This window comes from Micromonospora yasonensis (assembly GCF_026013475.1).
GTDB lineage: Bacteria > Actinomycetota > Actinomycetes > Mycobacteriales > Micromonosporaceae > Micromonospora > Micromonospora yasonensis.
On sequence record NZ_JAPDPH010000029.1, the window covers coordinates 1 to 24,547 of the forward strand.

The 24,547-nt window shown below is 73.8% G+C and carries 30 protein-coding genes; 20 read left to right on the forward strand and 10 right to left on the reverse strand.

What is annotated here, in order from left to right:
* From ONA70_RS09095 to ONA70_RS09105, 3 genes are all read left to right on the forward strand, one after another.
* Positions 1 to 523: sensor histidine kinase (locus ONA70_RS09095; protein WP_265005907.1), on the forward strand; the 523-nt coding region annotated here is incomplete at its 5' end.
* A gap of 64 nt (positions 524 to 587) precedes the next feature.
* On the forward strand, positions 588 to 1,004 hold the full coding sequence (locus ONA70_RS09100) for an ATP-binding protein (RefSeq protein ID WP_265005952.1): 417 nt from the start codon (positions 588 to 590) through the stop codon (positions 1,002 to 1,004).
* A 141-nt stretch (positions 1,005 to 1,145) separates the two neighbouring features.
* Positions 1,146 to 2,030, forward strand: a complete 885-nt coding sequence (locus tag ONA70_RS09105; RefSeq protein ID WP_265005908.1) for a DUF5926 family protein — start codon at positions 1,146 to 1,148, stop codon at positions 2,028 to 2,030.
* 57 nt (positions 2,031 to 2,087) lie between these two features.
* Here the strand turns inward: ONA70_RS09105 and ONA70_RS09110 are convergent, their stop codons facing one another.
* Positions 2,088 to 3,299: an arginine deiminase gene (locus ONA70_RS09110; protein WP_265005909.1), complete on the reverse strand. Its 1,212-nt coding sequence runs from the start codon at positions 3,297 to 3,299 to the stop codon at positions 2,088 to 2,090.
* A 163-nt stretch (positions 3,300 to 3,462) separates the two neighbouring features.
* On the opposite strand from ONA70_RS09110, the gene ONA70_RS09115 reads away from it, so the two are divergent.
* The 5 genes from ONA70_RS09115 to pheA all read left to right on the forward strand — a co-directional run bounded on the left by ONA70_RS09115 (position 3,463) and on the right by pheA (position 6,922).
* Complete coding sequence (locus tag ONA70_RS09115; RefSeq protein WP_265005910.1) at positions 3,463 to 4,200, forward strand: hypothetical protein; 738 nt, start codon at positions 3,463 to 3,465, stop codon at positions 4,198 to 4,200.
* A 228-nt stretch (positions 4,201 to 4,428) separates the two neighbouring features.
* Positions 4,429 to 4,884, forward strand: coding sequence for a hypothetical protein (locus ONA70_RS09120; protein ID WP_265005911.1), 456 nt, complete (start codon positions 4,429 to 4,431; stop codon positions 4,882 to 4,884).
* Between the two features lie 75 nt (positions 4,885 to 4,959).
* Entirely contained in the window at positions 4,960 to 5,349 is a 390-nt protein-coding gene (locus tag ONA70_RS09125) for an ACT domain-containing protein (protein ID WP_265005912.1), read from the forward strand.
* Positions 5,350 to 5,430: 81 nt separating this feature from the next.
* Positions 5,431 to 5,955: a hypothetical protein gene (locus ONA70_RS09130; protein WP_265005913.1), complete on the forward strand. Its 525-nt coding sequence runs from the start codon at positions 5,431 to 5,433 to the stop codon at positions 5,953 to 5,955.
* Positions 5,956 to 5,965: 10 nt separating this feature from the next.
* Positions 5,966 to 6,922 carry a prephenate dehydratase gene (pheA, locus tag ONA70_RS09135; RefSeq protein ID WP_265005914.1) on the forward strand — a complete coding sequence of 319 codons (957 nt, stop codon included), beginning with the start codon at positions 5,966 to 5,968 and terminating at the stop codon, positions 6,920 to 6,922.
* A gap of 43 nt (positions 6,923 to 6,965) precedes the next feature.
* On the opposite strand, the gene ONA70_RS09140 is transcribed toward pheA, so the two are convergent.
* From ONA70_RS09140 to ONA70_RS09150, 3 genes are all read right to left on the reverse strand, one after another.
* On the reverse strand, positions 6,966 to 7,685 hold the full coding sequence (locus tag ONA70_RS09140) for an AIM24 family protein (protein WP_265005915.1): 720 nt from the start codon (positions 7,683 to 7,685) through the stop codon (positions 6,966 to 6,968).
* A 96-nt stretch (positions 7,686 to 7,781) separates the two neighbouring features.
* On the reverse strand, positions 7,782 to 8,126 hold the full coding sequence (locus ONA70_RS09145) for a metallopeptidase family protein (protein ID WP_265005953.1): 345 nt from the start codon (positions 8,124 to 8,126) through the stop codon (positions 7,782 to 7,784).
* 140 nt (positions 8,127 to 8,266) lie between these two features.
* A complete protein-coding gene (locus ONA70_RS09150) occupies positions 8,267 to 8,695 on the reverse strand; it encodes an OsmC family protein (protein WP_148797965.1) in 429 nt (142 codons plus the stop codon).
* Between the two features lie 120 nt (positions 8,696 to 8,815).
* Between ONA70_RS09150 and ONA70_RS09155 the strand changes: the two genes are divergently transcribed.
* The 3 genes from ONA70_RS09155 (at position 8,816) to ONA70_RS09165 (ending at position 11,346) form a co-directional block, all read left to right on the forward strand.
* Positions 8,816 to 9,547, forward strand: coding sequence for a hypothetical protein (locus ONA70_RS09155; RefSeq protein ID WP_265005916.1), 732 nt, complete (start codon positions 8,816 to 8,818; stop codon positions 9,545 to 9,547).
* A 165-nt stretch (positions 9,548 to 9,712) separates the two neighbouring features.
* Complete coding sequence (locus ONA70_RS09160; protein ID WP_265005917.1) at positions 9,713 to 10,534, forward strand: HAD family hydrolase; 822 nt, start codon at positions 9,713 to 9,715, stop codon at positions 10,532 to 10,534.
* On the forward strand, positions 10,534 to 11,346 hold the full coding sequence (locus tag ONA70_RS09165) for an HAD family hydrolase (protein ID WP_265005918.1): 813 nt from the start codon (positions 10,534 to 10,536) through the stop codon (positions 11,344 to 11,346). Before ONA70_RS09160 ends, ONA70_RS09165 begins: the two co-directional genes overlap by 1 nt.
* 60 nt (positions 11,347 to 11,406) lie before the next feature.
* On the opposite strand, the gene ONA70_RS09170 is transcribed toward ONA70_RS09165, so the two are convergent.
* On the reverse strand, positions 11,407 to 11,997 hold the full coding sequence (locus ONA70_RS09170; RefSeq protein WP_265005919.1) for a bacterial proteasome activator family protein: 591 nt from the start codon (positions 11,995 to 11,997) through the stop codon (positions 11,407 to 11,409).
* A gap of 98 nt (positions 11,998 to 12,095) precedes the next feature.
* On the opposite strand from ONA70_RS09170, the gene ONA70_RS09175 reads away from it, so the two are divergent.
* Both ONA70_RS09175 and ONA70_RS09180 read left to right on the forward strand, forming a co-directional pair.
* Positions 12,096 to 12,923, forward strand: a complete 828-nt coding sequence (locus ONA70_RS09175; protein WP_265005920.1) for an alpha/beta hydrolase family protein — start codon at positions 12,096 to 12,098, stop codon at positions 12,921 to 12,923.
* 47 nt (positions 12,924 to 12,970) lie between these two features.
* Entirely contained in the window at positions 12,971 to 14,191 is a 1,221-nt protein-coding gene (locus ONA70_RS09180) for an ABC transporter substrate-binding protein (protein WP_265005921.1), read from the forward strand.
* A gap of 76 nt (positions 14,192 to 14,267) precedes the next feature.
* Here the strand turns inward: ONA70_RS09180 and ddaH are convergent, their stop codons facing one another.
* Positions 14,268 to 15,101 (reverse strand): dimethylargininase, encoded by an 834-nt coding sequence (gene ddaH, locus ONA70_RS09185; RefSeq protein WP_406601174.1) that lies wholly within the window; start codon positions 15,099 to 15,101, stop codon positions 14,268 to 14,270.
* A gap of 59 nt (positions 15,102 to 15,160) precedes the next feature.
* On the opposite strand from ddaH, the gene ONA70_RS09190 reads away from it, so the two are divergent.
* Positions 15,161 to 15,619 carry an Lrp/AsnC family transcriptional regulator gene (locus tag ONA70_RS09190; protein WP_265005922.1) on the forward strand — a complete coding sequence of 153 codons (459 nt, stop codon included), beginning with the start codon at positions 15,161 to 15,163 and terminating at the stop codon, positions 15,617 to 15,619.
* 73 nt (positions 15,620 to 15,692) lie between these two features.
* Positions 15,693 to 16,649, forward strand: coding sequence for a zinc-binding dehydrogenase (locus ONA70_RS09195; RefSeq protein WP_265005923.1), 957 nt, complete (start codon positions 15,693 to 15,695; stop codon positions 16,647 to 16,649).
* 43 nt (positions 16,650 to 16,692) lie between these two features.
* Here the strand turns inward: ONA70_RS09195 and ONA70_RS09200 are convergent, their stop codons facing one another.
* The 3 genes from ONA70_RS09200 to mobA all read right to left on the reverse strand — a co-directional run bounded on the left by ONA70_RS09200 (position 16,693) and on the right by mobA (position 18,751).
* On the reverse strand, positions 16,693 to 17,796 hold the full coding sequence (locus ONA70_RS09200; protein ID WP_265005924.1) for a YbjN domain-containing protein: 1,104 nt from the start codon (positions 17,794 to 17,796) through the stop codon (positions 16,693 to 16,695).
* A 101-nt stretch (positions 17,797 to 17,897) separates the two neighbouring features.
* Complete coding sequence (locus ONA70_RS09205; protein WP_265005925.1) at positions 17,898 to 18,155, reverse strand: DUF6457 domain-containing protein; 258 nt, start codon at positions 18,153 to 18,155, stop codon at positions 17,898 to 17,900.
* Positions 18,152 to 18,751 (reverse strand): molybdenum cofactor guanylyltransferase, encoded by a 600-nt coding sequence (mobA, locus tag ONA70_RS09210; protein ID WP_265005926.1) that lies wholly within the window; start codon positions 18,749 to 18,751, stop codon positions 18,152 to 18,154. Before mobA ends, ONA70_RS09205 begins: the two co-directional genes overlap by 4 nt.
* A 172-nt stretch (positions 18,752 to 18,923) precedes the next feature.
* Here mobA and fdhD point away from each other — a divergent pair, with 172 nt between their 5' ends.
* Positions 18,924 to 19,775 carry a formate dehydrogenase accessory sulfurtransferase FdhD gene (gene fdhD, locus ONA70_RS09215; protein ID WP_265005927.1) on the forward strand — a complete coding sequence of 284 codons (852 nt, stop codon included), beginning with the start codon at positions 18,924 to 18,926 and terminating at the stop codon, positions 19,773 to 19,775.
* A 77-nt stretch (positions 19,776 to 19,852) separates the two neighbouring features.
* Here the strand turns inward: fdhD and ONA70_RS09220 are convergent, their stop codons facing one another.
* Entirely contained in the window at positions 19,853 to 20,896 is a 1,044-nt protein-coding gene (locus ONA70_RS09220) for a DUF4192 domain-containing protein (RefSeq protein ID WP_265005928.1), read from the reverse strand.
* Positions 20,897 to 21,059: 163 nt separating this feature from the next.
* Between ONA70_RS09220 and ONA70_RS09225 the strand changes: the two genes are divergently transcribed.
* Genes ONA70_RS09225 through ONA70_RS09240 form a run of 4 tightly spaced genes read left to right on the forward strand, consistent with a single transcriptional unit; the run spans position 21,060 to position 24,525 of the window.
* Positions 21,060 to 21,974, forward strand: a complete 915-nt coding sequence (locus ONA70_RS09225) for a fructosamine kinase family protein (protein WP_265005929.1) — start codon at positions 21,060 to 21,062, stop codon at positions 21,972 to 21,974.
* Positions 21,971 to 22,984 (forward strand): GTP 3',8-cyclase MoaA, encoded by a 1,014-nt coding sequence (moaA, locus tag ONA70_RS09230; protein ID WP_265005930.1) that lies wholly within the window; start codon positions 21,971 to 21,973, stop codon positions 22,982 to 22,984. The genes ONA70_RS09225 and moaA overlap by 4 nt, the downstream gene beginning before the upstream one ends.
* Positions 22,985 to 22,987: 3 nt before the next feature.
* Positions 22,988 to 23,233, forward strand: coding sequence for a MoaD/ThiS family protein (locus tag ONA70_RS09235; protein ID WP_265005931.1), 246 nt, complete (start codon positions 22,988 to 22,990; stop codon positions 23,231 to 23,233).
* A gap of 11 nt (positions 23,234 to 23,244) precedes the next feature.
* A complete protein-coding gene (locus tag ONA70_RS09240; RefSeq protein WP_265005932.1) occupies positions 23,245 to 24,525 on the forward strand; it encodes a metallophosphoesterase in 1,281 nt (426 codons plus the stop codon).
* Positions 24,526 to 24,547: the final 22 nt, after the last annotated feature.

Genomic DNA, 24,547 nt, shown 5'->3' on the forward strand with positions numbered 1-24,547 from the left:
CGCCAACGAGCTCGCCCGGCTGGTCGACCGGCTGCTCACCGCCGCCACCGAGCACCGGCCCGGCGGCGAGCCGGCCGCCCCGTTCGACCTCGGCGACGCGCTGCGGGCCGCGGTGATCGATCTGCCGGCGGACGTCCGGCACCGGATCGTCCTCGACCTCCCCGCCGACCTGCCCAAGGCGCTGGGCGACCGGCACAGCCTCGCCACCGTGCTCACCGAGCTGAGCACCAACGCCGGGAAGTACTCCCTGCCGGACACCCCGATCGAGGTCACCGCCGAGGCGAACGAGCGGACCGTCTCCTTCCGGGTCGCCGACCGGGGCATCGGCATCCGTCCCGAGCACGTGGAGCGGGCGTTCGACCGGTTCTGGCAGGGCGAGTCCGGCGACCGCCGGCGCTATCCCGGGGCGGGACTGGGCCTCTATCTCGTCCGCCAGATCGTTGAACAGCAGAATGGATGGGTATCCCTCCGACCGAGAGCCGGTGGGGGTACGGTCGCAGAGGTGCGGCTGCCGCGGGCATGACCTGGGCACTCATGGGGTGGAAGGAACGACGGTGGCAACGGGTTCGGCCGAACGATCGTGGTGTGTGGTGGTGCCCCACCACGCGACCGGCGCGCGCCTCGCCCGGCACCGGCTCGCCGACGAGTTGGCCGACGTCGTACCCCCGGTGCTGCTGGCGGACCTGGTCGCGGTCCTCGCCGAGTTGGTCGGCAACGCCGTACGCCATGCGGACCCGCTGCCCGGCGGCGTGGTCCGGGTGGCCTGGCGGCTACGGTCCGGTGCCGACGGGCAGACCGTCCAGCTCCGGGTGACCGACGGCGGTTCGGCCTCGGGCCCGCTGATGCGGCCGTCGACCCCCGACTCGATCGACGGGCGCGGGCTGCACATCGTGTCCGGCCTGGCCAGCCGCTGGGGGGTCGAGCGGGACGGTCTCGGCCAGAGCGTCTGGGCCGAGTTCGACCCGACCGGTTCGCCCCGGCCCGACCTGTTGGTGGCCGGTTGACGAGCGTCCGGGGGCGGGTACCGCCCACCCGGGTCCGCCCCGGCATCTAGGCTGTGTCGCCATGAGCGAGCGCAGCGAGCGAATCATCAGGCTCTGTGCCGTGGAGCCTCATGCGGCCGCCGAGCGGAGCGAGGCGACCGCATGAGCAAGCGTCGCAAGAGCCAGCGGACCGCCGAAGCCACCCCGAAGCGGGAGAAGGTGCGCGACGTCTTCGTGCCCCGACCATTCGAGGGCCTGGTGGACGAGCCGGAGTGGATCGCCCTGCGCGAGCTGGTCCCGGCCGCCTCCGCGCCGCTGCGGCTGGCCCCCGAGCTGGTCGAGGAGTACGGCGACCGCCCGGTCACCCTGGCCACCGTGCTGCCGATGGCGGCCCCCGCGATGACCAAGCCGGACGGGCGGGTCTTCATCGGCCTCCAGCGCCACCAGCAGTCCGGCGACGTCTCCCGGGACCTGGCCGACGCGCTGCTCTGCGCCCTGCGTACCGAGCCGGGTGGCCAGGTGAGCGTGCCGCCGCTGCCCGGCCCGGGCCCACGCCTCCAGGACGTCCTGGTGGACGGCCCGCTGGAGATCACCATGCACGAAGGTTTCGAGTTCTGGCTGGACCCGGGCGCCGCCGACGACCCGACCGTGCAGGCGTCCCTGGAGCGGGCGAACGCGGCGATCTACCCGACCGTCAAGCTGGCGGCGGCCCGGGCCGCGTACTGGTGCCAGGTGCCGGAGAAGGCGCACGTGCGCTGGGTGCTCCCCGACGACGAGGACGTGGCGCTGGACGCGCTGTCCCGGCTCAGCGCGGCCGGCACGCTGGCGCTCGGCGAGCAGACCCGCTTCGCCGGCATGTTCCGGGCGCACGGCCGCCTGGTGCCGGTCTGGGACCTGCCCGAGGACGTACCGGCCACCGACTGGGAGGAGCCGGTGACCGAGTTCGCCAAGCGGTACGCCGAGGCGCTGGAGGAGAAGGAGCCGCTGGACGCCGCCGGGCGGCGAGCCCGGCAGGGGCTTCTCGGCCGCCAGCTCACGCTGCGCTGAGGTGTAAGGAGGGGCCCCTTTTTAACAGACGTCTGTTAAAAAGGGGCCCCTCCTTACTCAGGGGCGGAGCGGCTCGCGGACCAACGGGCAGGACATGCAGCGCGGGCCGCCCCGGCCCGAGCCCAGCTCCGAGCCGGCGATCGCGATCACCTCGATGCCGGCCCGTTCCAGCTGAGCGTTGGTTTCCACGTTGCGCTCGTAGCCCACGCAGAGCCGGGGCGCCAGGGCGAGGGTGTTGTTGCCGTCGTCCCACTGCTCGCGTTCGGCGGTGACCGGGTCGAGGCCGGTGTCGATCACCCGGAGCTGGTCCAGGTCCATCGCGTCGGCGGCGGCGCGCAGGAACCGCGCCGGCCCGTCCACCCGGGGCTCGTCGCCGTCCACCCCGGCGATGACCGTGTACGCCGACAGCGTGCTGGCGATGTTCGGGTACATCAGCACGGCGTCCACGTCGACCATCGTGCAGACCGTGTCCAGGTGCATGGTGGCCCGCTCCTGCGCGATCGGCACCACCAGGATGGTGTGCGCCAGGCCGGCGGCGAACACCTGTCGGGCGAGCCGTTCCGCGCCGGCCGGGGTGGTCCGCTCGCCCACCCCGACGGCGAGCACGCCCGGCGAGAGCAGCAGCACGTCGCCGCCCTCCAGGTGCTCCAGCTCTGAGTGGTAGACGAACTCGGTGCCGGCGAAGCGCGGATGGTGGCGGTAGATCGTGTCGGTGAGGCTGGTCTCGCGCCGCCGGGCGGTCATGGCCAGGCTGGTCACCCCGACCCGGTCCCCGATCCATACCGACGAGTCCCGGGTGAAGAGCAGGTTCGGCAGCGGGTCGATGACGAAGTCGTGCCGGTCCATGAGCGTCCAGACCAGACCGCCCGGCCGGTCCCGGCCGATCCGCAGCTCCTCGTGGGCCAGCCCGGCGACGAAGACGTCGGCGAGGGCGGCCGGGTCGAGGTACGCGAGGTGGTCGGCGATCCGTCGGCGCAACGTGTCGCCCAGCCGGGGCGAGCGGAGCACCAGCTCGGTCAGCTCGGCCCGGGCGTCCGGCACGGCGAGCGTCTCGGCCAGCAGGGTGGCGAGGTAGAGCACCTCCACCCCCCGGTCGCGCAGCGCGGCGGCAAAGGCGTCATGCTCCTCCTGCGCCCGTCCCACCCATGGGATAGCGTCGAAGAGCAACGAGTCGTTGTTGCGTGGCGTGAGGCGGGCGAGTTCCGGCCCCGGGCGGTGCAGCAGCACGGTGCCGAGCCGACCGACCTCGCTGTCCACATAGTGGGTCACCCTCGCAGCGTAGGGCAGGCTTCCGCACCATCCGGGAAAAGAAGTGTGAATGAATATGGCATTCATCCACACTCATTCCGGCGCTCCACCTTGCCGAGCCCCCGGGTAGGCAACGTAGGGTAGTGGAGACATAACTTCGAGAGACCTTTTGCCGGAGGTCGCGATGACTGTCTTTCCCGCTCGTCGAGCCGTACCCGCCCGGGCACTGCCGACCGTCGCAATGCCCCACCCTCGGGTGGAGTCCACCTCGGTGCTCGAACCGGCCCGACCGACGCCCCTCGAGTGGGCCCGCCGTCGCCGGGCCGAGCGGGGCGCCCGTCGACTGGAGGCGGCCGGGGCTCGTGCCCTCGGCCAGCTCGACCACCTCGGGCCCGCCTGGCACGTCATCGAGTGGCCCCGTACGGACGCCGCGGACGCTCTCCTCAACCCTGGTGAGGACGAGCGGGCCGGGTTCCTCGCCATCGGGCCGAGCGGTCTCTTCGCGGTAACCATCGCCGACCACGGCCGCGCCCGGGTGCTCGTCGCCGGCGACGTGGTGCAGATCAACGGCAAGCGCCCGCCCTATGTGGCCGAGGCCCGCCGGGACGCCAAACGGGCCAGCAAGGCTCTCTCCGACGCGGTGGGCCTGCCGATCCCGGTCACCCCGGTGCTGACCTTCGTCGGCTCCGGGGTGATCAGCGTGTACGGCCTGCCCAAGGACTGTCTGATGGCCACCCATCGCGAGCTGGACCGCCTGCTCATCGCCGGAGGCAACCGGATCAGCCCGGCGACCGCCGAGAAGCTCTCGCGGGTCGCCCAGCATCCCGCCACCTGGCTCAACGGCACGTACCGTCACGCGGCCGACTACCGGTGGTACGACGAGGGCCGAACGGCCGCTGACAAGCGGGCGGCGCGGCGGTAACGTCTCCGGCGACGCCACGCGGTCCACGGATCCGCCCCCGGTGGTTCCGTCGGCTGCGCCGTCGCCGGCCGCCCGACACCGGGCACCCCTCGCACCGACACCCGTCCCCGTCCCGCTGACGCCCCCGGTTTCCCGGGCGGCACGGCGGCCGATGGACCGAGCGCGGTCGGGCGGTCGTCGTGACGACCGGCTAGCGTGGACAGACGGTCGGTGTACATAGGAGGCGCGGTGGCCCACGTCGAACTCTCGCTCTCGGAAGTGTTCCCCCGTGCGGCGGGGAGCTCGACCGAGCCGGAGTCCGACAACTTCGGGCAGTGGTCGGGGACGGTCTCCCGGGCCGCCGAGCCATGCCTGCTGATCGACGGCGACACGACCGTGGTGGCGATCTCCGCGTCCGGCTGCGAGCTGCTCTGCCTCGGCGCACCCGAGGACGTGATCGGCCGGCCGCTGCTGGAGGGCGGGCTGCGCCTGGTCGACTTCACCGCTCAGCCGAGCGAGCTGACCGAGCAGGAGTCCGACAAGATCCCGCCACTGCTCGCCCTGTACTCCGGCCGGCTCGCCCGCGGGCTGCTCCGGGTCCAAGGGCCGGGCGACGACGCCGGGACCACGGTCGACGCCATCTCCACCCCGGTGCTGACCGAGGGCGAGGTCGCCGGCTCGCTCACCTTCTTCTCCCGGGTCTGACCTGCGACAACGTCCACCGTTCGCCGCACCGGGCGCTTGTGGAGCGGGCCCTCGCCGAGGCCGTAGGGTGCCCTCATGCTCGATGTCGCACTGCTGCCGGGCGAGTACGCCGTGTGCCGACTGCCGGCCGGCTCCGTCCTGCCGCCGCGGATGTGGCACGAGCTCGGCGACCGGGACGTGGTGACGGTGAGCTGGACCGCGGACGGGGTCTCGCTGATCTGCCCGACCACACGGGTCCCCGAGCAGGCGGTCGTCGAGACCGACTGGCGCTGCCTGCGCATCGTCGGTCCGCTGGACCTGCCGCTGACCGGCACCCTGGCCGCCCTGGTCGACCCGCTCGCCCAGGCACGGGTGGACGTGGTGGCGTTCTCCACGTACGACACCGACCACGTGCTGGTGCCGGCCGTCCGGTTGGCCGAGGCGACAACCGCACTGGAGCGGGCGGGGCACCGGATCCGCGGGTGACCTTCACTCGATCGGGCGATCCTCCTACGATGAGCTCGGCCAGTCAGCTTAACGACATACGTCGATGCCGAGGATCGGACCGTGTCAACCACCCCACCCCGCCCCGCCCCCCGCCGCCGGATCCGCACGGCTTCGCTGGCCGCCCTGCTGGCCCTCGCCGGCTGCGGGGTCCCACCCGAGCTGCGCCAGTCGGCCACCCCGGCCGGCAGCGCCTCGGCCGCCCCGACCCCCACCCCGAGCGGGACGCTCACCGCACCGTCCACACCCACCGCGCCGGCGCCCGTACCCACCCCGTCGGACGTGGCCGCTACAGCCTGTTCGGCCGGCCCCGCCGGGGACCGGGTGGTGTCGCTGCTCCGCGGCCGGGCCCGGGTGCTGCCCCGGGACGTACGGGTCACCGTCCGGTCCGGGCCGCTGTGCGCGGACGGCTGGCAGTACACCGTGCTGGCGGTGAGCGGGCACGAGGAGCTGCAGGTGGTCACCCGGGGCAAGCCCACCGCCCTGGAGCTGGTGACGGCGGGGACCGACGTCTGCTCCGTCGAGGTACGCGCCGCCGGGCCACCCGGCATCCGGACCTTGGCCTGCGGCGGCACCCCGGGTGCGTAGGCTGGTCACCATGCCGGGAACACCACCGACCCGCTTCGTGTACCTGGGGCCCGAGGGCACCTTCGCCGAGCAGGCACTGCGTACCGTGCCGGCCGCCGAACGGGGCAGCCGCACGCCGGCCCGCAGCGTCGGTGAGGCGCTGGACGCCGTACGGGCCGGGGAGGCGGACGCCGCTCTGGTGCCGCTGGAGAACTCCATCGGCGGCGCGGTCGGAGTGACCCTCGACGAGCTGGCCGAGGGGGAGCCGCTGGTGATCACCCGGGAGGTGATCCTGCCGGTGGAGTTCGTGCTCGCCGCCCGCCCGGGCACCTCGCTCACCGAGGTCCGGAGCCTGGCCGCGCATCCGCAGGCGTCCACCCAGTGCCGCAACTGGCTCCGCGACCACCTGCCCGACGCGACGGTGGTGGACGTGCTCTCCAACGGCGCGGCCGCGGCGGGCGCGGCAACGGGCGAGTACGACGCGGCCATCTGTGCCCCGATCGGCGCGACCCGGCACCGGCTGGCGGTGCTCGCCGACAAGATCGCCGACCACCCGGACGCGGTGACCCGGTTCGCGCTGGTCTCCCGCCCGGGCCCACCGCCGCCGCCCACCGGGGACGACGTGACCTCGCTGGCGGTCTACATCGCCCACGATCGGGTGGGCGCGCTGCTGTCCGTGCTGATGGAGCTGGCCGTCCGCGGCGTGAACCTGACCCGGATCGAGTCCCGCCCGACCGGCGAGGCGCTCGGCCGGTACGTCTTCTTCCTCGACTGCACCGGGCACGTCGCCGACGTCCGCCTCGGCGAGGCGTTGCAGGGGCTGCGCCGGGTCTGCGCGGACGTGCGCTTTCTCGGGTCGTACCCCCGGCACCGCTGGAGCCCGGCGGCGAACGACCGGCCGGTCCCCGCACCGGCGGGCCTCTCTGACGCCGACTACGCCGACGCGGCGGCCTGGCTGGCCCGGCTGCGCGCCGGCGAGCTGAGCTGAGGGCGCGCGGGACGCCCGGACCGGCGCCCCGCACGCCCGGCGGTCACTGGAGCAGGCCGCCGAGCAGGCCACCCTGCTGTTGCTGGGCCCCGCTCCCCTGGACCGGCGCCTCCTCCGACGGCTGGACCACGACGAAGCCCTGGCCGGCGAAGCTCATCGTGAACGCCTCGCCGGTGGTCCGGCCGATCAGCGTGCCGAGGCCGAGCTGCTCGGCCCGGTGGTAGCCGGTCTGCAGGTTGGCCGACCAGCAGACCGCGGCCTGCGGGTCGACGTAGGTCGGGGCATCCACGTTGAGCACCACCGGGGTGCCCTTGGTGGTGACCGCGATCCGGCCGTGGCCGGTGAACACGCAGTTGAACAGGCCGGAGGCGGCGAAGCCCATGCCGCTGACCATCTTGATGTCGTAGGTCAGCGTGGAGTCGAAGGCGAGCACGCTGGACCCGTTGATGGACAGGGCGTCGCCGGGCTCCAGGTCGATGATGTGCACGTCCTTGGCGAGGTCGGCGAGGAACACGTCGCCCCGGCCGCTGAGCTTCATCAGCGGGACGCCCTCACCGGTGAGCCGCTGCTTGATGAACTTGCCGATGCCGCCCGAGCCGAGCGCCTGGAACTGCACCTGCCCCTGGTACGCGACCATGGACCCGACGCGGGCCATCGCCTCGCCGTTCAGCTCGATCTTCAGCATCTTGGAGTTCTGCAGCCGCATGCCCGGCTGCTGGGACTCCTTCTCAAGGTTCTCCGCGGAGAACAGCGCGCTGCGCATGGGCTTCTTCCTCCTGGATCGGGGTGTGCCTGCCCGCAGGTTAGGGGAACCGCGCAAGGCGGGGGATCGGCCGAGCGGGGCGCGGAGTGGGCCCGGTCAGCCCCAGCCGAGAGCGTGCAGCCGTTCGTCGTCGATGCCGAAGTGGTGGGCGATCTCGTGCACCACCGTGATCGCCACCTCGTCGATGACGTCGTCCTCGGTGTCGCAGATCCCCAGGATCGGGTTCCGGTAGATGAGGATGCGGTCCGGGAGGACCCCGGAGTAGTCCCAGCCCCGTTCGGTGAGCGCGTGCCCCTCGTAGATGCCGAGCAGGTCCTCGCCCGGAGGCGGGTCGTCCTCGACCAGAATGACCACGTTGCTCATCAGCCCGAGCAGTTCCTCGGGCACCTCGTCGAGGGCCTCCCCGACCAGTTCCTCGAACCGCTCCCGGCTCATCTCCACCGCCACGCCGCCCGCTCGCTCCTTCCTGGTCGGCACAAATTCACGGAAAGAGTGGCCATCGGCAGCCCGATGGGCACTCTTTCCGTGAAAGTGCGGCCACGCCTCACGCGCGGCCGGCCACGCGTCGCGTACGGCCGGAGTCAGGCCAGGCGGGCGTTGAGGGTGATCTGGGCGCCCGGGGAGAGCAGCCGCGAGATCGGGCAGTTCTCCTTGGCCGCCTCGGCCAGCTTGGTGAACTGGGCCTCGTCCATTCCCGGGACCTGGCCCACGGTCTCCAGGTCGATCCGGGTCACGGTCATGCCCGCGTCGGTCTTGTCGAAATGCACCTTGGCCGTGGTCTCGACCGAGGTGTCGGTGGCGCCCGCGTCGGCGAGCTGCTTGGAGAGGGCCATCGAGAAGCAGCCGGCGTGCGCGGCGCCGATCAGCTCCTCGGGGTTGGTCCCCTCACCCTCCTCGAAGCGGGACTTGAAGGAGTAGTTGCCGGTGAGCCCGCCCTTGCCGGTGCGGACGGTGCCGGCGCCCTCGGTGAGGTTGCCCTGCCAACGTGCGGAAGCGGTACGGATAGGCATGGCATGACGCTATCCGAAAGCGGGCGGCCCCGCACCGGCCCGACGCACTTGCGATCCCTGTCACCGGCTGCCGGCTGTGTCATGATTCGACGCAGGCCCGCGCGAGCGGAAGGGTGGCCGATGTCCCAGGATCTCCCCATCCCCATCCCCAGACAGGACCGGTCCGACGGCACCACCGTTGTGGAGTGGGGCGACACCGACCCGGCCCCGGCCGGTCGCGCCGGCCGCTCCCTCGCCGCTTTCGCCCGGGACCACCGCCTGCCGCCGGTGCTGGTCGGGCTCGGCGCGGTGGCCGCGATCGCCTCGCTGGTCGGCGAGTGGCTGGTGATGACGGTGCCGAACGGCGGCCCGGAGGGCAACACCGCGGTCCGGGTGCCCGGTGGGGTTGCGGAGGTCGGCGGCTTCGGCGTCGCGTACCTGGTGGGTCTGCTCGGCCTGGCCGGTGCCGTGGCCCTCGCGCTGCGGGGCAGCGCCGCCATCCGGCACAACGCCCGGGTGGCCGGACTCGGTCTCGCCCTGGCGATGCTGGCGGTGCTCACCGCCGCCGCCTTCTCGCTGGACGACACCGGCCAGCACACCCTCTTCTTCTCCGCCCAGGACGGGTTCCGGGTCGAGTACGGGCGCGGCCTGGTCAGTGCCTTCGTCGCGACGGGGCTGCTCGCCGCCGCGCTCCACCTCTCCGGCCGGGCGGTCGACCCGGCACCGGAGTCGGACGGCGAGCCCGTCGCGGCGGAGAACGGACAGCCCGTACCGGCCCGACGCCGGTCCCGCGAGGACCCTCTGCCGCCCGCGCCGGCCGACCTGACGGTGGCGCCCACGGCGCCGTTCGCCCGCCCCGAGCAGCCGCGCTGAGCTGCGCGATCGGACACCGGGCGGTCACCGCGGATTGGTGTCCGATTCGCCGAAAAGCCGTGGTTGCGGCCTGTTCCGCGAGATACGGTTGCTGCCCGCCGTTCGTGGGCCCAGGCACCGAGGACCAGGATGGCTGGCACGACGGCGGCGGGCGAAGGAGGAACCATGACCCGCCCGGGGCTGCCCAAGCTGATCGCCACCGACCTCGACGGCACGCTCGTGCGTAGCGACGACACCGTCTCCACGTACACGCATGAGGTGCTCGACCGGGTACGGGCCGCCGGGATTCCGGTGGTCGGCGCGACCGGACGCGGACCGCGCCTGACCGAACTGACCCGCAACGACATCCGCGCCGCGGATTTCCTGGTGATGGCTGGCGGCGGGCGGGTGGTCGACCAGAGCGACCCGGACGGGCCGCTGGTGCTGCGGGACGAGCGGCTCTCCGGCGCGGTGCTGGCCCGGCTCCTCGCCGACCTGGAGGCCGAGGTCGGCCCGCTGACCGTGATGGTGGAGGCGTCGGACGAGCACGACGCGCCGCTGTGGGGCGACTACCACGCGAGCTGGCCGTACCAGGACCGGTTCGAGGCGCGCAGCCGCGAGGAGTGCCTCTCCTGCGACGTGATCAAGGCGTTTGCCCGGACCGCCGACCACCACGTGGACGAACTGCTGGCCGTGGCCCGCACGATCGTCCCGCCGGAGCTGGCCACGCTCACCCAGGCCGGCCTCGGCTTCATCGAGATCTGCCCGCCCGGGGTGGACAAGTCCACCGGGCTGAGCGTGGTCGCCGAGCGGCTCGGCGTCGACCCGGCGGAGGTGCTGGTCTTCGGCGACCAGCCCAACGACCTGCCGATGTTCGGCTGGGCCGGTTGGTCACGGGTCGCGGTCGCGAACGCCCACCCGGAGGTCCGGGCGGCGGCCGACGAGATCACCCTGCGCAACGACGACGACGGCGTCGCGGTCTACCTGGACCGACTACTCTCCCGGTGATGGGAGATCAACCTCGCCTGGTCGCCACCGACATCGACGGCACGCTGCTCCGGGACGACCGGACCCTGAGCCCGCGTACCTCGGCCGTGCTGGCCCGGATCGCCGACGCGGGCACGCCGGCCGTGCTCGTCACCGGCCGTCCCATCCGCTGGCTCCCGCTCGTGTACGAGCAACTCGCCGAGCCGCTGCCGGCGATCTGCGCGAACGGCGCGGTGGTGTACGACCCGGTCACCGACGAGGTGCTGCGGGCCGATCCGCTCGCGCCCGAACTGCTGGCCGAGGTGGCCCGCCGGCTGCGGGCCGAGGTACCCGGGGTGAGCTTCGCGGTGGAGATCGTGGACAGCCGGCAGATGCGGCACGAGTCGCACTACCCGCTGCGCTGGGACGCCGACCTCGAGGCGATCCGGGCGGTCGAGTCCCCGGAGGAGCTGCTCGCCGCGCCTGCGGTGAAGCTGCTGGCCCGGGCCGGCGAGCAGGACCCCGACGCTTTCGTCCGGGTGGTCGCCGGGGCGCTGCAGGGGCTGGCCGAGGCCACCCACTCCTCGTACAGCGGGCTGGTGGAGATCTCCGCCGCCGGAGTGACCAAGGCGGCGGGCCTGGCCTGGTACGCCGCCCGGCTGGGCATCGAAGAGCGGGACGTGCTGGCCTTCGGGGACATGCCCAACGACGTGCCGATGCTGACCTGGGCCGGCCGGGCGGTGGCCGTCGCCAACGCGCACCCGGCGGTGCTGGAGATCGCCGACGAGGTGACCGGGTCGAACGAGGAGGACGGCGTGGCCGCGTACCTGGAGCAGGTCTTCGGGGTGGCCTGACCGGCCGGGCGTGCCCACGCCCGGCCGGTCAGCGGTAGGCCGCACCTGGCGGCCAGGCCGTCAGAGGTACTGGCCGGGGGCGTGCCCCTCGTTGGTCTGCGGCATGCCCGGCATGCCGGGGGCCATCCCGCCGGGGCCGCTGGGCAGCGCCGCCCGGCCGGAGCGCATCTGCTCGAGTTGGACGCGGGCGGCCATCTGCTGGGCGACCAGGGCGGCCTGGATGCCGTGGAACAGCCCTTCCAGCCAGCCGACCAGCTGGGCGTGGGCGATCCGCAGCTCGCTCTCGCTGGGCGCCTTGTCCTCGGTGAATGGCAGCGAGATCCGCTCCAGCTCCTCGCGCAGCTCGGGGGCGAGGCCCTCCTTCAGCTCGACGATGGACCGCTCGTGGATCTCGCGCATCCGGTGCCGGCTGGCGTCATCGAGGGGGGCCGCCTTGACCTCCTCCAGCAGCTGCTTGATCATGCTGCCGATCCGCATCACCTTGGCGGGCTGCTCGACCAGCCGGGTCGGGTCCTCGCCCTGGCCCTCGTCGGTCTGCACCGTGCCGACCGGCCGGCCGTCCGGCCCGACCACCACCACCGTGCCGGGGATGCTGTCCTTGTCCTGCTCGTCGTTCTGTCCCGCGGAACGCGCTTCGGTCATGGCACCCATCTTTACCCAGCCCCCGCCACCCGCGCGCGGCGGGACCGGCTCGACGCCCCCGAACCACCCGGGCGGGCCAACCGGCGGCACGCGCTACCGTCGCCGGCATGCCCGCTGACCCACGCGACGTGCTCACCCAGCCGTCCCCGCCGCCGGACGCCACGGTCGCCTACGGCGACCACCCGGACCAGCTCGCCGATCTGCGCCGTCCGGCCGGCGCCGGCCCGGCCCGGCCGCTGGTGATCGTGGTGCACGGCGGCTTCTGGCGGGCCGAGTACGACCGCGGCCACACCGGCCCGATGGCCACCGCACTGGCCGCGCTGGGCCATCCGGTCGCCCAACTGGAGTACCGGCGCACCGGGCAGCCGGACGGCGGCTGGCCGAACACCCTCACCGACGTGCTCACCGGGGTGGCCGCGCTGCCCGCCCTGGCGGCCGCCGCTCTGCCCGGTCAGGTGGCGCCCGGGCCGCCGATCCTGGTCGGCCACTCGGCGGGCGGCCACCTCGTGCTCTACGCGGCCGCGCAGGCTCCGGCCGGCGTCGGCGGGGTGCTCGCGCTGGCTCCGGTCGCCGACCTGGCCGAGGCGTACCGGCTGGACCTGGACGGCGGGGCGGTGGCCGCCCTGCTCGGCGGCGGCCCGGCGGAGTTCCCCGACCGGTACGCCGCAGCTGATCCATCGGCATTAGTGCCGACTCGCGTACGCAGCGTAGTCATGCATGGTGCCCTGGACCAGCAGGTTCCGATCGCGATCAGTCGCTCCTGGGTGGGCACGGCGCGCGCCGCCGGCAGCCCTGCCCTGCTGATCGAGCTGCCAGAATGCGAGCATTTCGGGTTGATCTCCCCGGCTTCGGCGGCCTGGCCCCAGGTGGTGGCTGCATTGCGGTCCCTGCACGATGATCTTCCGACCATTGACGCAGCGTCGCCGAGCAGGTAGAACGCCGATGGGGTCTGCGCCCGGCAGCCCTATCGGGAAGGAAATCGGTGTCGCAGATGAACCGCAGGCGGGCACTTCAACTGCTGGCCGCGCTGGGTACCACCGGGCTGGCGGCGGGCTGCGGCTCCGACACCGACACCGAGGGGGCGGCCAGCCCCGGCAGCCCGATCAAGATCGGGCTCATCGTCCCGAGCACCGGCCCGAACAAGGCCATCGGTGACGACATCACCAACGGTTTCCAGCTCTTCCTGAGCCTCAACGACCAGCAGCTCGGCGGCCACCCGGTGACCCTGGTCACGGCCGAGGAGGGCGACAGCGCCAAGGCCAGCCAGGGCGCCGTTGATCGGCTGGTCAAGGAGGGCGTTCTCGCGCTCACCGGCGTGGTCAGCTCCACGGCGATGTCGGACATCCGGGACACCGTCGAGCAGGCCCGGGTCCCGCTGATCGGGTCCAACGCCTCGCCCACCAGCCTGCAGAGCGTCGTCTACATCTGGCGGACCTCGTACGTGCTCGACGAGCCGGGCGAGGCGCTCGGCGCCTACCTGCGGCAGCTGGGCGTCTCCGGGCGCATCGCGATCTTCGCGACGAAGGGGACGAGCAGTCGGGACGTCATCGACGGCTTCCGGCGCGGCTACGAGCAGGAGGGCCGCCGGCTCACCGAGGACCCGGTACTGACCAACGACGACCCCAATCCGGGCAAGAACGCGTTCTCCGGGGTGATCCGCAAGGCGCTCGCCAAGCGGCCCGACGCGGTCTTCTGCAACTACTCCGGCACCGCCGCGGTCCAGTTCATCAAGCAGCTCTACGACGAGGGCTACGAGGGCAAGCTCTACGCTCCCGGCTTCCTCACCGAGGGCAACGTGCTGAGCCAGCTCGACGACGGTGAGGACGGCGAGCAGCGCACGCGCATCCTCAAGCACGGCATCGAGACCGCCCTGAACTACTCACCCGACCTCAACAACACCGCGAACCGGGTGTTCGCCTCGGCCTACCGGAAGACGTACAGCGTCTCCCCGACCACCTACGCGATGGCCTCGTACGACGCGGCGCAGGTGCTGAACAAGGCGATCCGGCTGGTCGGGGCGAACCCGACCCCGCAGGCGGTCAACCTGGCGCTCGGCAAGATCGGCCAGATCGACAGCCCGCGCGGCGCCTGGCAGTTCAACCAGCCGCGCACCCCGCAGCAGAAGTGGTACCTGCGCCGGGTCATGCTCGACGGCCGGCTGCTGTCGAACGTCGTCGTCAACGAGCTGGCCACCCTGGGCTGACGCCCTCCGTACGCCGAACGGGCGGCCTCCCCGCGAGGGAGTCCGCCCGTTTCCGATCCGGCGCGGGTCGTCCGCGTCAGTGGCGCAGCTCGGCGATGCAGCACTTCACGCTGCCGCCGCCCTTCTTCAGCTCGGCCAGCTCGACCGGGACCGGGACGTAACCCGCCGCCTTGAGCTTGCCGGCCAGCCGGGTCGCCTCGCTGTTCAGCACCACGTTCCGGCCGTCGCTGACCAGGTTCAGCCCGAAGGCCAGCGCGTCCTCGTCGTCCGCGAGCACCGCGTCCGGGAACAGCTGGGCGAGGACCTTCTGGCTGGCCGCCGAGAAGGCACCCGGGTAGTAGACGATGTTCTCGTCGTCGATCGAGGCGAGCGCCACGTCCAGGTGGTAGAAGCGCGGGTCGACCAGGCGCAGCGAGACCACCGGGCGGCCCAGCGCCTCCTGGGCCTCGGCGTGCGCCGCCAACTCGGTGCGGAAGCCGTGGCCGGCGAGGATCAGGCCGCCGTGCGCGTCCGGCAGGTACGCGAAGTCACCCTCGCCCTCGTTGGTCTCGTTCGGCGCGATGAACCGCCAGCCGTGCTCCTCGTAGAACGCCCGGTGCGCGGCGGCCTCGGCGGCCCGCTGCTCGTGCTTGAACTGGGCGCCGTAGACCGTGCCGTCCACCACGAAGGCGCCGTTGGCCGCGTAGACCATGTCCGGCAGGCCGCGCTCGGGGGTGAGCAGGTGCACCGCGTGGCCGAGGCCGACGAGCGTCTCCCGCAGGCGGTCCCACTGCTTGACCGCCAGCTCCGCGTCGACCGGCGCGGTCACGTCCATCCACGGGTTGATCGCGTACTCGACCGCGAAGTGCTCGGGCGAGCACATGAGGTATGTCCGCTTTCGCGGGACTCGCTGCTGGTTCACGGTCACCAAGAGTAGGTACGGTACAACTTTGGTAACAGCCACAACCATTGCTTCCCAGAGGCGGAACGTTGCAGATAGACGCGGTCGACCAGCGAATCATTGCGTTGCTCGTGGCAGATGCCCGCGCCTCGTACGCGGACATCGGCACCCGGGTGTCACTCTCCGCCCCCGCGGTCAAGCGTCGGGTCGACCGGCTCCGAGCCGCCGGGGTCATCCGGGGCTTCACCGCGGTGGTCGACCCGGCCGCCGTGGGGTGGACCACCGAGGCGTTCGTCGAGCTGTTCTGCGCCGGCCGGACCACCCCGGCGCAGATCGGGGCGGCCGCGCGCCGGCACCCGGAGGTGGTCGGCGCATACACCGTCTCCGGGGAGGCGGACGCGCTGGTGCACCTGCGGGCCGCCGACATCGCCCACCTGGAGGAGGCGCTGGAGCGGCTGCGGGCCGAGTCCTTCGTCACCTCGTCCCGGAGCACGATCGTGCTGTCCCGACTCGTCGAGTCCCCCGGCGTCGGCCCGTCCGCCGGTTGACCTCAACCCCGCTTCAGGTCGTCCACTGGACGCCGGGGCCGCACCGGGGCGGTCCCGGACGGGAGGGCGCGACGTGCGGGCGGTGTGGCTGCGGGAGTTCGGCGGTCCGGAGGTGCTCGTCCCGGGCCCTGCCCCGGATCCGGTGCCCGGTCTGGGGCAGGTGCTGATCGAGGTGGCGTACGCCAACCTGACCTTCGTCGAGACCATGTTCCGGGCGACCGGGTTCGGGCCGTTCGCCAGGTCGCTGCCGCTGATCCCCGGCAACGGCGTGGGCGGCACCATCACCGGGATCGGCCCGGGCGTCGACCCGGGGCTGATCGGCCGTCGGGTGGTCACCTCCACCGGCGGCACCGGCGGATACGCCGAGCGCGTGGTGGTCGCCCACGACGCGCCCCTCCCGGTGCCGGACGGGCTGCCGCTGGACGAGGCGGTCGCGCTGCTCGCCGACGGCCGTACCGCCCTCATGCTGGTCCGGGCGGCCGGGCTGCGGCCCGGCGAACGGGTCCTGGTCGAGGCGGCCGCCGGCGGGGTGGGCAGCCTGCTGACCCAGCTCGCCACGGCGGCCGGGGCCCGGGTGGTCGCCGCCGCCGGCGGCCCCCGCAAGGTGGCCCTGCTGCGCGAACGCGGGCTCGACGTGGTGGTCGACTACCGGGAGCCGGACTGGCCCCACCGGGTGCGCGCCGCCAGCGGCGGGGTCGACGTGGTCTTCGACGGGGTGGGCGGGCCGGTCGCCCGGGCCGCGTTCGGCCTGCTCGACCCGGGCGGCCGGTTGCTCAGCTTCGGGCTGGCCGGCGGCGCCTGGGCGGACGTGCCCGAGGAGACGGCCGCCGCCCGCGGGGTGACCCTCCTCCGCCCGAACGCCACACCCGGAGAACTGCGCGCCCGCACCGCACAGGCGCTGGCCGAGGGCGCGGCCGGGCGACTCCGCCCGCTGATCGGGCAGCGCTTCCCGCTGGAACGGGCCGCCGACGCGCATGCCGCCATGCAGTCCCGCGCGACCGTCGGCAAGACCCTCCTCGACGTCCACTGACCGCCCTTGCGGGCGGCGGCGAGGGCGAGGGAACGGCGCGACGTCAGAGGTACATGCCGGTGCGGTGTTCGGACTGGGACCGGGCCGGCTTGTCGCCCTCGCCGAAGAAGCGCTTGCCGCCGAACTCCCCGTGCAGCCGGTCGTCCAACTCGTCGGCCAGGCCGGTCATCACCTGCACCGCGAGCATCAGGTGGGTGGCCTGGAAGTTGCGGCCGAAGACCGGGATGGAGGCCCACACGGTGTCGTCGGCACAGTAGAGGCGACCGATCGGCATCCGGTTGGTCAGCTCGGACAGCTTCATGTAGAGGCGCTCCGTCGGCTCGACCTCGGTGAGCACCGGGGAGAAGACGTCCACCAGAGGCGGGTTGTCGCGTACCCGGACGAAGACCATCGCCGAACCGGCCCGGATGTTGATGTCACCGTCGGAGTCGACCTGCAACTGGTCGGACTTCGACTTGAGCATGGTCGAGACGACCGTACGGACCCGCTCCTCGAGGGCCAGCACGTCGTTCTCGGCGGCCTGCGCGGTGGCCGCGGCGGCCAGCGCCTCGTCGAGGTCGGTCTCCACGTCGCGGTCCGAGCCGGACTCGCTGCGGGCGGTGCCGAGCGGCTCCACCGGCAGCGGCTCCCCCTCGGCGTCGTGCACCAGGTAGACCAGGAAGGCGGGGTGCGGGGCGCCGTAGACGTCGCGCAGGGTCCGGGACAGCACCGCCGCCAGCCGGGTGGTCTCCTCGACCGCGCAGTCCAGGCCGAACTGCTCGCCCGAGCCCTCCACCACGCCGGGCGGGGACCAGCCGAGCGCGATCATGTCCGCCACGGCCGCCCGGTCCAGCCGGTAGCCCTGCGGCAGGGTGGCGTTGCCGACCGCCCGCGCCGACAGCCGGCCCTCGTCGCCGGCGTCCACGCTGATCGAGTAGACGGCGTCCCCGGTTCCGGAGGCGGTCGGATCGAGGGTCAGCTCCAGGTGCGCGCCCGTGGGCAGCGCGCGCAGCCGCTCGGCCAGCGCACGAGCGAACTCCCGCCAGGCCTCGGTCACCTTGGCCCGGAGATCGGCCGTGGTGGGCTCGTCCAGCAGGATCGGCTCGTACTGCTCCGGGGTGCCTCCGCTGGCGGGCTCAGTGGCCGGCGAGGGGTGGTCTGCCGTCATGATCGCCTCCGTCCGTCAGGGGCCACCCTACCCACGGACGGTGGGGGTCGAATCACCTCGGGACCGAGATCGGACACCGGGTCGGAGACCGGCGGAGCGGCCTACTCCGTGGGCGCGGTGCCGTCCAGCTCGACCGGCCAGGAACCGGCCAGCTCGCTGAGCCGCGCGGCCGTCGCGGTGGGGTCCGCCCCCCGCCCCACGGCCACCCCGAGGAGGTACGCCGTGACCGGCGCGCCCGGGCGCAGCACCTGGTGGGCCACGTCCTTCGCCAGATCGAGCACGATGGGCACCGACACCTCGGCCGGGTCCAGCCCCAGCTCGGCGCAGGCTGCCGTGACCCAGTCGTCCATCACCGTCATCGCGTCCACTCCTCGGCCCGGCGTACGTCCTCGTCAGTGTCGCAGTCGAACCAGGGCGGCGGCCCGGAGCCCGACCAGGACACCTCCCGCACGGCCGTGCCGGCCAGCAGTCCGCGTACCGAGGCCCCGTCGACCGTGCCACCCCGCTCGGCCGCGAGCCGGTCGACCGCGGCCCGCAGCGCGGCGACCCGCCACACCCCGCAGAGCTGCTGCCGGCGCCCGGCGTCGTCGACGTAGCAGGCGCCGTCGGCCGTCGACCCGTCCAGCGCGTGCCGCAGGTCGGCCACCGCCGCCGCGGTCAGCAGCGGCAGGTCGCCGGCGAGCAGGGCGACGGTGGTCGTACCGGGGTCGAGCAGGGCGAGTCCGGCGGCCGTGGCGGCGACCGGGCCACCGCCGGGCGGCTCCTCCCGGGTCACCCGTACGCCCTCCGGCACCGGGCCGGCCGGGCCCACCACGATCCGCGTCCCGGCATCGGCGACCGCCGCGAGCACCTGGTGCAGCATCGGACGGCCGCCCACCGGCCGTGCCGGCTTGTCGACCCCGCCCATCCGGCGGGCCGCGCCACCCGAGAGCACCACCGCCGCGTACGCCGTCACCCGGCCACGGTAACGCGCCGGCCCGCCCCCGCCCGGACCCGGACTCCCCGCCCGGACCGCGGGCCAGGGCGGGCCGGATCGGGTAGGGCGGGCCAAGCGGGCCCGGCCAGGCGGGCCGGGTGGCCCGGGCGTCGCCGTGCGGGTGCGCGGGCTCGCGGGGCAGGATGGCGGGATGGGACGGGCGACTGACCGGCGCGGGGTGCTCCGGATCGACCTCGACGCGGCGACCGACGGGCGCGACCGGGTACGGCGGCAGGACACCCTGGCGGTGGAAGAGCCGCTGGAGATCCGGGTCGGCCCGGCCGGCCCCGGCCGGCGCAAGCCGCTCGCGGTCACCATGCGCACCCCCGGCGACGACCTGGACCTGGCGATCGGATTCCTGCTCACCGAGGGGCTGATCCGATCCGCCGACGACGTGCACACCGCCCAGCTCTGCGCCGGGGCGGAGACGCCGAACACCTACAACGTGGTCGACGTGGTGCTCGCCCCCGGCGTACCGGAACCCACCACCGACCCGGCCCGCAACTTCTACACGACCAGCTCGTGCGGGGTGTGCGGCAAGGCGAGCATCGACTCGGTGCGGACCCGATCGCGATTCGCGGTAGGCGACGACCCGCTGCGGGTACCCGCCACGGTGCTCGCCGACCTGCCGGACCGGCTGCGCGCCGCGCAGCGCGCCTTCGACCGGACCGGGGGTCTGCACGCGGCGGGGCTCTTCTCGGCCGGCGGTGAACTGGTGGTGCTGCGCGAGGACGTCGGCCGGCACAACGCGGTGGACAAGGTGGTCGGGTGGGCGGTCCGGGAGCGCCGCCTGCCACTGGCCGGGCACGTGCTGCTGGTCTCCGGCCGGGCCAGCTTCGAGCTGTCGCAGAAGGCGTGGATGGCCGGGGTGCCGTTGCTCGCGGCGGTCTCCGCGCCCAGCACCCTCGCCGTCGAACTGGCCGAGGAGGCCGGGATGACCCTGGTCGGCTTCCTGCGCGGCCGGACCATGAACGTCTACGCGGGGGCGGAACGCGTCAGCTGACCGCCTTCGCCACGTCGGCGATCCACCGTCCGATGCGGGCACGGCCGACCGCGCCGGGTGCCGCACCGTCGATCCATTCACCGCCCCGGTCGCCGGCGGCGCCGCCGGCGTAGCACCGCCGAGGTGCCGACCGCCGGCCAGCCGTCCAGCTCGGACGGGGGCAGGCCGCACCGGAGCAGGTCGTCCAGGAGCAGCGCGAGCGAGTAGTCGGGGCGGGCGGCGAGCACCCGTTCCAGGGCCACCGCGGCCAGGGCGCCGTATCCGGCCCGCCAGGCCGCGAAGGCGAGCAGGCTGCCGGGGGCGGCGATCAGCTCCGGCTCGGCCCGCCGCAGCACGTCGGTCCAGAGGCTGATGTCGGCGTCCCGCCCGTCCGTGCGTTCCCAGGCGTGGTCGCGTACCGGAAGTTGGGTGAGGAGCACGCTCAGCCAGGCCACCTCGTCGTCGCTCAGCCGCTCGCCGCGCCGGTGCCGGCGGAACGCGGTACGGACGGCCGCCACCCCGGCGGAGCGTACGGAGCGACCGCCGACCAACGCGGTCTCGCCCGCGTCCTCCGTGAGGGCGGCCAGCCGGCCACGGGCCCGGACGGTGGCCCGGCGCATGGCCACCCGGACCGGCCCGTCGAGCGCGGACACCTGGGCGGTCAGCGCGGCCCGGTCGGGCAGGGCGACCTGACCGGCGAAGACGGCCGCCGCGCTGACCTCGCTGGCCCCCGGGTCGTACGGGGTGCCGTCGGGTGGGCAGCACTCCGGCTCGGTGCAGAGGTACGACCACCAGCGCCCGTCGGTCACCCGGAGCGCGTCGAGGACGAGCAGGCCGGCACGGTCCAGGGCCTCGCCGACCGCGTCGACCGCCCCGGTCACCCGGCCGGCCGGGCCGTACCCGATCACGGTGGCGGACTCGGTGCCCTGGCGGGCGATCACCTCCGCCAGGTGCCGGGCGGCCGGCCGGGGGTCGGCACCGGGCTCGGGCAGGTCGCCCCGGGCGGCGAAGACGACCCGGCGACCGCGCAGTGCCACCACGACCACGCTGTCGGCGGGGTGGAAGCCGAGCAGGTACGGCACGGCGGCGATGAGGTCGGCGGGCGAGCGGACGGCGAGCCGGGGCTGGTCGGTGGGAGTCATACCGGGAGCGTGCGGCGACCCCGCCCCACCCCGACAGGCCCTGTGGACGACACGCGGGTTGTCCACAGATACGGAGAGTATCGGTGCAGGTGAACGCCGATCGGTAGCGGCCAAGGACGGCACACGGCTCCCGACCGTCGGTCCCACCGGCTACCTTGCGCTCATGGACCTGGCGTACCTGAGGGCACACCCGGAGCACCTGCCGACCTTCCTGACCCACCAGCGGATCCGGGAGACGCCGGTCTCCGGCGGGGACATCTGCGCCGCGTCCCGGCTCACCCTCGACGACGGACACTCGGTCTTCGCCAAGACCTGGCCGGAGCGGGCCGGCCGGCCGGTGCCCGAGGGGTTCTTCTCCACCGAGGCGGCCGGGCTGCGCTGGCTGCGTGACGCGGGCACGGTCGCCGTGCCGGAGGTGCTGGTGGCGCTTCCGGAGCTGCTGGCGCTCGACTGGGTCGATCCGGGCGAGCCGACCGCCGAGGCGGCCGCGCGGTTCGGCCGCGAGCTGGCCGGGCTGCACCGGGCCGGCGCGCCCGAGTTCGGCGCCGAGTGGCCCGGCTTCATCGGCGCGCTGCCGCAGGACAACACCCCGGATCCGGGCCCGTGGTCGGCGTGGTTCGCGCGCCGCCGGCTCCTGCCGTACCTGCGGATGTCGGTGGACGGCGGTGCGCTCACCGCCGCCGAGGCCGGCCCGGTGGAGGAGCTGATCGACCGGATCGGCGAGTTCGGCGGCGACGAGCCACCGGCCCGGATCCACGGCGACCTCTGGCCGGGCAACCTCCTCTGGGGAGCGGACGACCGGGTCCGGCTGATCGACCCGGCCGCGCACGGTGGCCACCGGGAGACCGACCTCGCCCAGCTCGCGCTCTTCGGCGGCGCGCCGCACCTGGACCGGATCATGGCCGCCTACCAGGAGGCATGGCCGCTGGCCGACGGCTGGCGGGAGCGGGTGCCGCTGCACCAGCTCCACCTGCTGCTGGTGCACACCGCCCTGTTCGGCGCGGCGTACCGGGACGCGGTGGGATCCGCCGCCCGGGCCGCGCTGCGGGGCGCCGGACGCGCTACGGTCGACAGGTGACCGCCGCCCCGAAGACCGACGGGGTCCTCGTCGACCGGTACGGCCGTGTCGCCCGGGACCTGCGGGTCTCGCTGACCGACAAGTGCAACCTGCGCTGCACCTACTGCATGCCGGCGGAGGGGCTGCCCTGGCTGGCCGGCCCGCAGCTGCTCGGCGACGACGAGATCGTCCGGCTGGTCCGCGTCGCGGTGCAGCGGCTGGGCATCACCGAGGTCCGCTTCACCGGTGGCGAGCCGCTGATCCGGCCCGGGCTGGTCGGCATCGTGTCGGCGGTGGCCGCGCTGGAGCCCCGGCCCCGGATCTCGCTGACCACCAACGGCCTCGGGCTGGAACGCCTCGCGCCCGCCCTGCGTGCCGCCGGGCTGGACCGGGTGAACGTCTCGCTGGACACCCTGGACCAGGCCCGATTCGCCAAGCTGACCCGGCGGGACCGGCTCGCCGACGTGCTCGCCGGGTTGGCCGGCGCGGCGGCGGCCGGGCTGACCCCGGTGAAGATCAACGCGGTGCTGATGCGCGGGGTGAACGACGACGAGGCGCCCGCGCTGCTCCGGTTCGCCCTGGCCCACGACTACGAGCTGCGCTTCATCGAGCAGATGCCGCTGGACGCCCAGCACGGCTGGGACCGGAGCACGATGGTCACCGCCGACGAGATCCTGGCCGCGCTGGGTCGCGAGTTGGCGCTCACCCCCGATCCGGCCGAGCGCGGTGCGGCGCCCGCCGAGACCTGGCTGGTGGACGGCGGCCCGGCCCGGGTCGGCGTGATCGGCAGCGTGACCCGGCCCTTCTGCGGCGACTGCGACCGCACCCGGCTCACCGCCGACGGGCAGGTCCGGGCCTGCCTCTTCGCGACCGAGGAGTCCGACCTGCGTGGCGCGCTGCGCGCCGGGGCGGACGACGCCGAGCTGGCTCGCCGCTGGCGTACGGCGATGTGGGGCAAGCGGGCCGGGCACGGCATCGACGACCCGACCTTCCTGCAGCCCGCCCGTCCGATGTCGGCGATCGGAGGCTGACCGATGCAGCTCACCGTCCGGTACTTCGCCGGGGCGCGGGCCGCCGCCGGCCGGTCGGAGGAGACCGTGGCCGCCGGCCGGTCGCTCGACGAACTCGTCGACGAGTTGGCCGACCGGCACGGCGAGCGGCTGGCCGTCGTGCTCAAGGCGGCAAGTTTCCTGGTCGACGGTCTGGCCTGTCACGATCGGCGGGCACCGCTGCCGGCCGGCGTGACGGTCGACGTGCTGCCGCCGTTCGCCGGCGGCTGAGGGAGGCCCAGTTGTTCTCGTTGGTGACGTTCATCGGCTTCGCGCTGGTCGCCATCGTCTTGATCCATCTTTACCTGTGGAAGCGGCTGGTGCTGGACACCACCGTCCCCGGGCGCTCGCGGAGGATCGGCGGGTTCGTCGTGCTGGCGCTCGGGCTGCTGATCCCAGCCACGATGGGCACCAACCGGGCCGGCATCCGCTTCCTCTCCTGGCCCGGCTTCGTGTGGGTCGGCCTGATGTTCTACCTGCTGGTGCTGCTGCTGGTGCTGGAAGCGCCGACGGCGGTGGCCAGGCTGGTGCTGCGGCGCCGGGTGGCGCTGGCCGAGCCCACCGCGGCGGCCCCCGAGCCGGCCCTGGTCGGTGCCGGCGACCCAATGGCCGGCGGCACCGACGACCTGGCCGAGCGCCCCGTCGACCCGCCGGCCGCCGCGGCGGCCGGTCAGCCCGACCACGACCCGTCCCGGCGGTTGCTGCTCGCCCGGGGAGCGGCGATCTTCGCCGGGCTCACCGCCACCGGCATCACCGGGTACGGCGTCCGTACCGCGTTGGGTCCACCGCAGCTGGACCGCGTCCAGATCCCGCTCGCCAAGCTGCCGCGCAGCATGGACGGCTTGCGGATCGCCACGGTGTCGGACATCCATCTCGGGCCGCTGACCGGCCGTGCGCACACCGAGCGGATCGTCTCGATGATCAACCGGCTGGACGCCGACCTGGTGGCGATCGTCGGCGACCTGGTCGACGGCTCGGTGGCCGAGTTGGGCGACCAGGCCGCACCCCTGCGCGACCTGCGCTCCCGGCACGGCAGCTTCTTCGTCACCGGCAACCACGAGTACTACTCCGGCGTCGAGGACTGGGTCCACGAGGTGGACCGGCTCGGCGTACGGGTGCTGCAGAACGAGCGCCAGGAGATCCACGCCCGGGGTGGGGTGCTGGACCTGGCCGGGGTGAACGACGTGACCGCCGCCGGCACCGGGCTGGCCGCCCCGGCCGACTACGCCGCCGCCCTGGCCGACCGGGACCCGACCCGCCCGGTGGTGCTGCTGGCCCACCAGCCGGTGGCCGCGCACGAGGCGGCGAAGTTCGGCGTCGACCTGCAGCTGTCCGGGCACACCCACGGCGGCCAGATAGCGCCGTTCAACCTGCTGGTCCCGCTCCAGCAGCCGGTGGTCTCCGGTCTCGGCGAGGTGGACGGCACCAAGGTCTACGTAACCAACGGCGCCGGATTCTGGGGTCCGCCGGTCCGGGTGGGCGCCCCGCCACAGGTGACCCTGGTGGAGCTGCGTGCCCAATAGCGCGCCGGGGCCGCACAGTCCA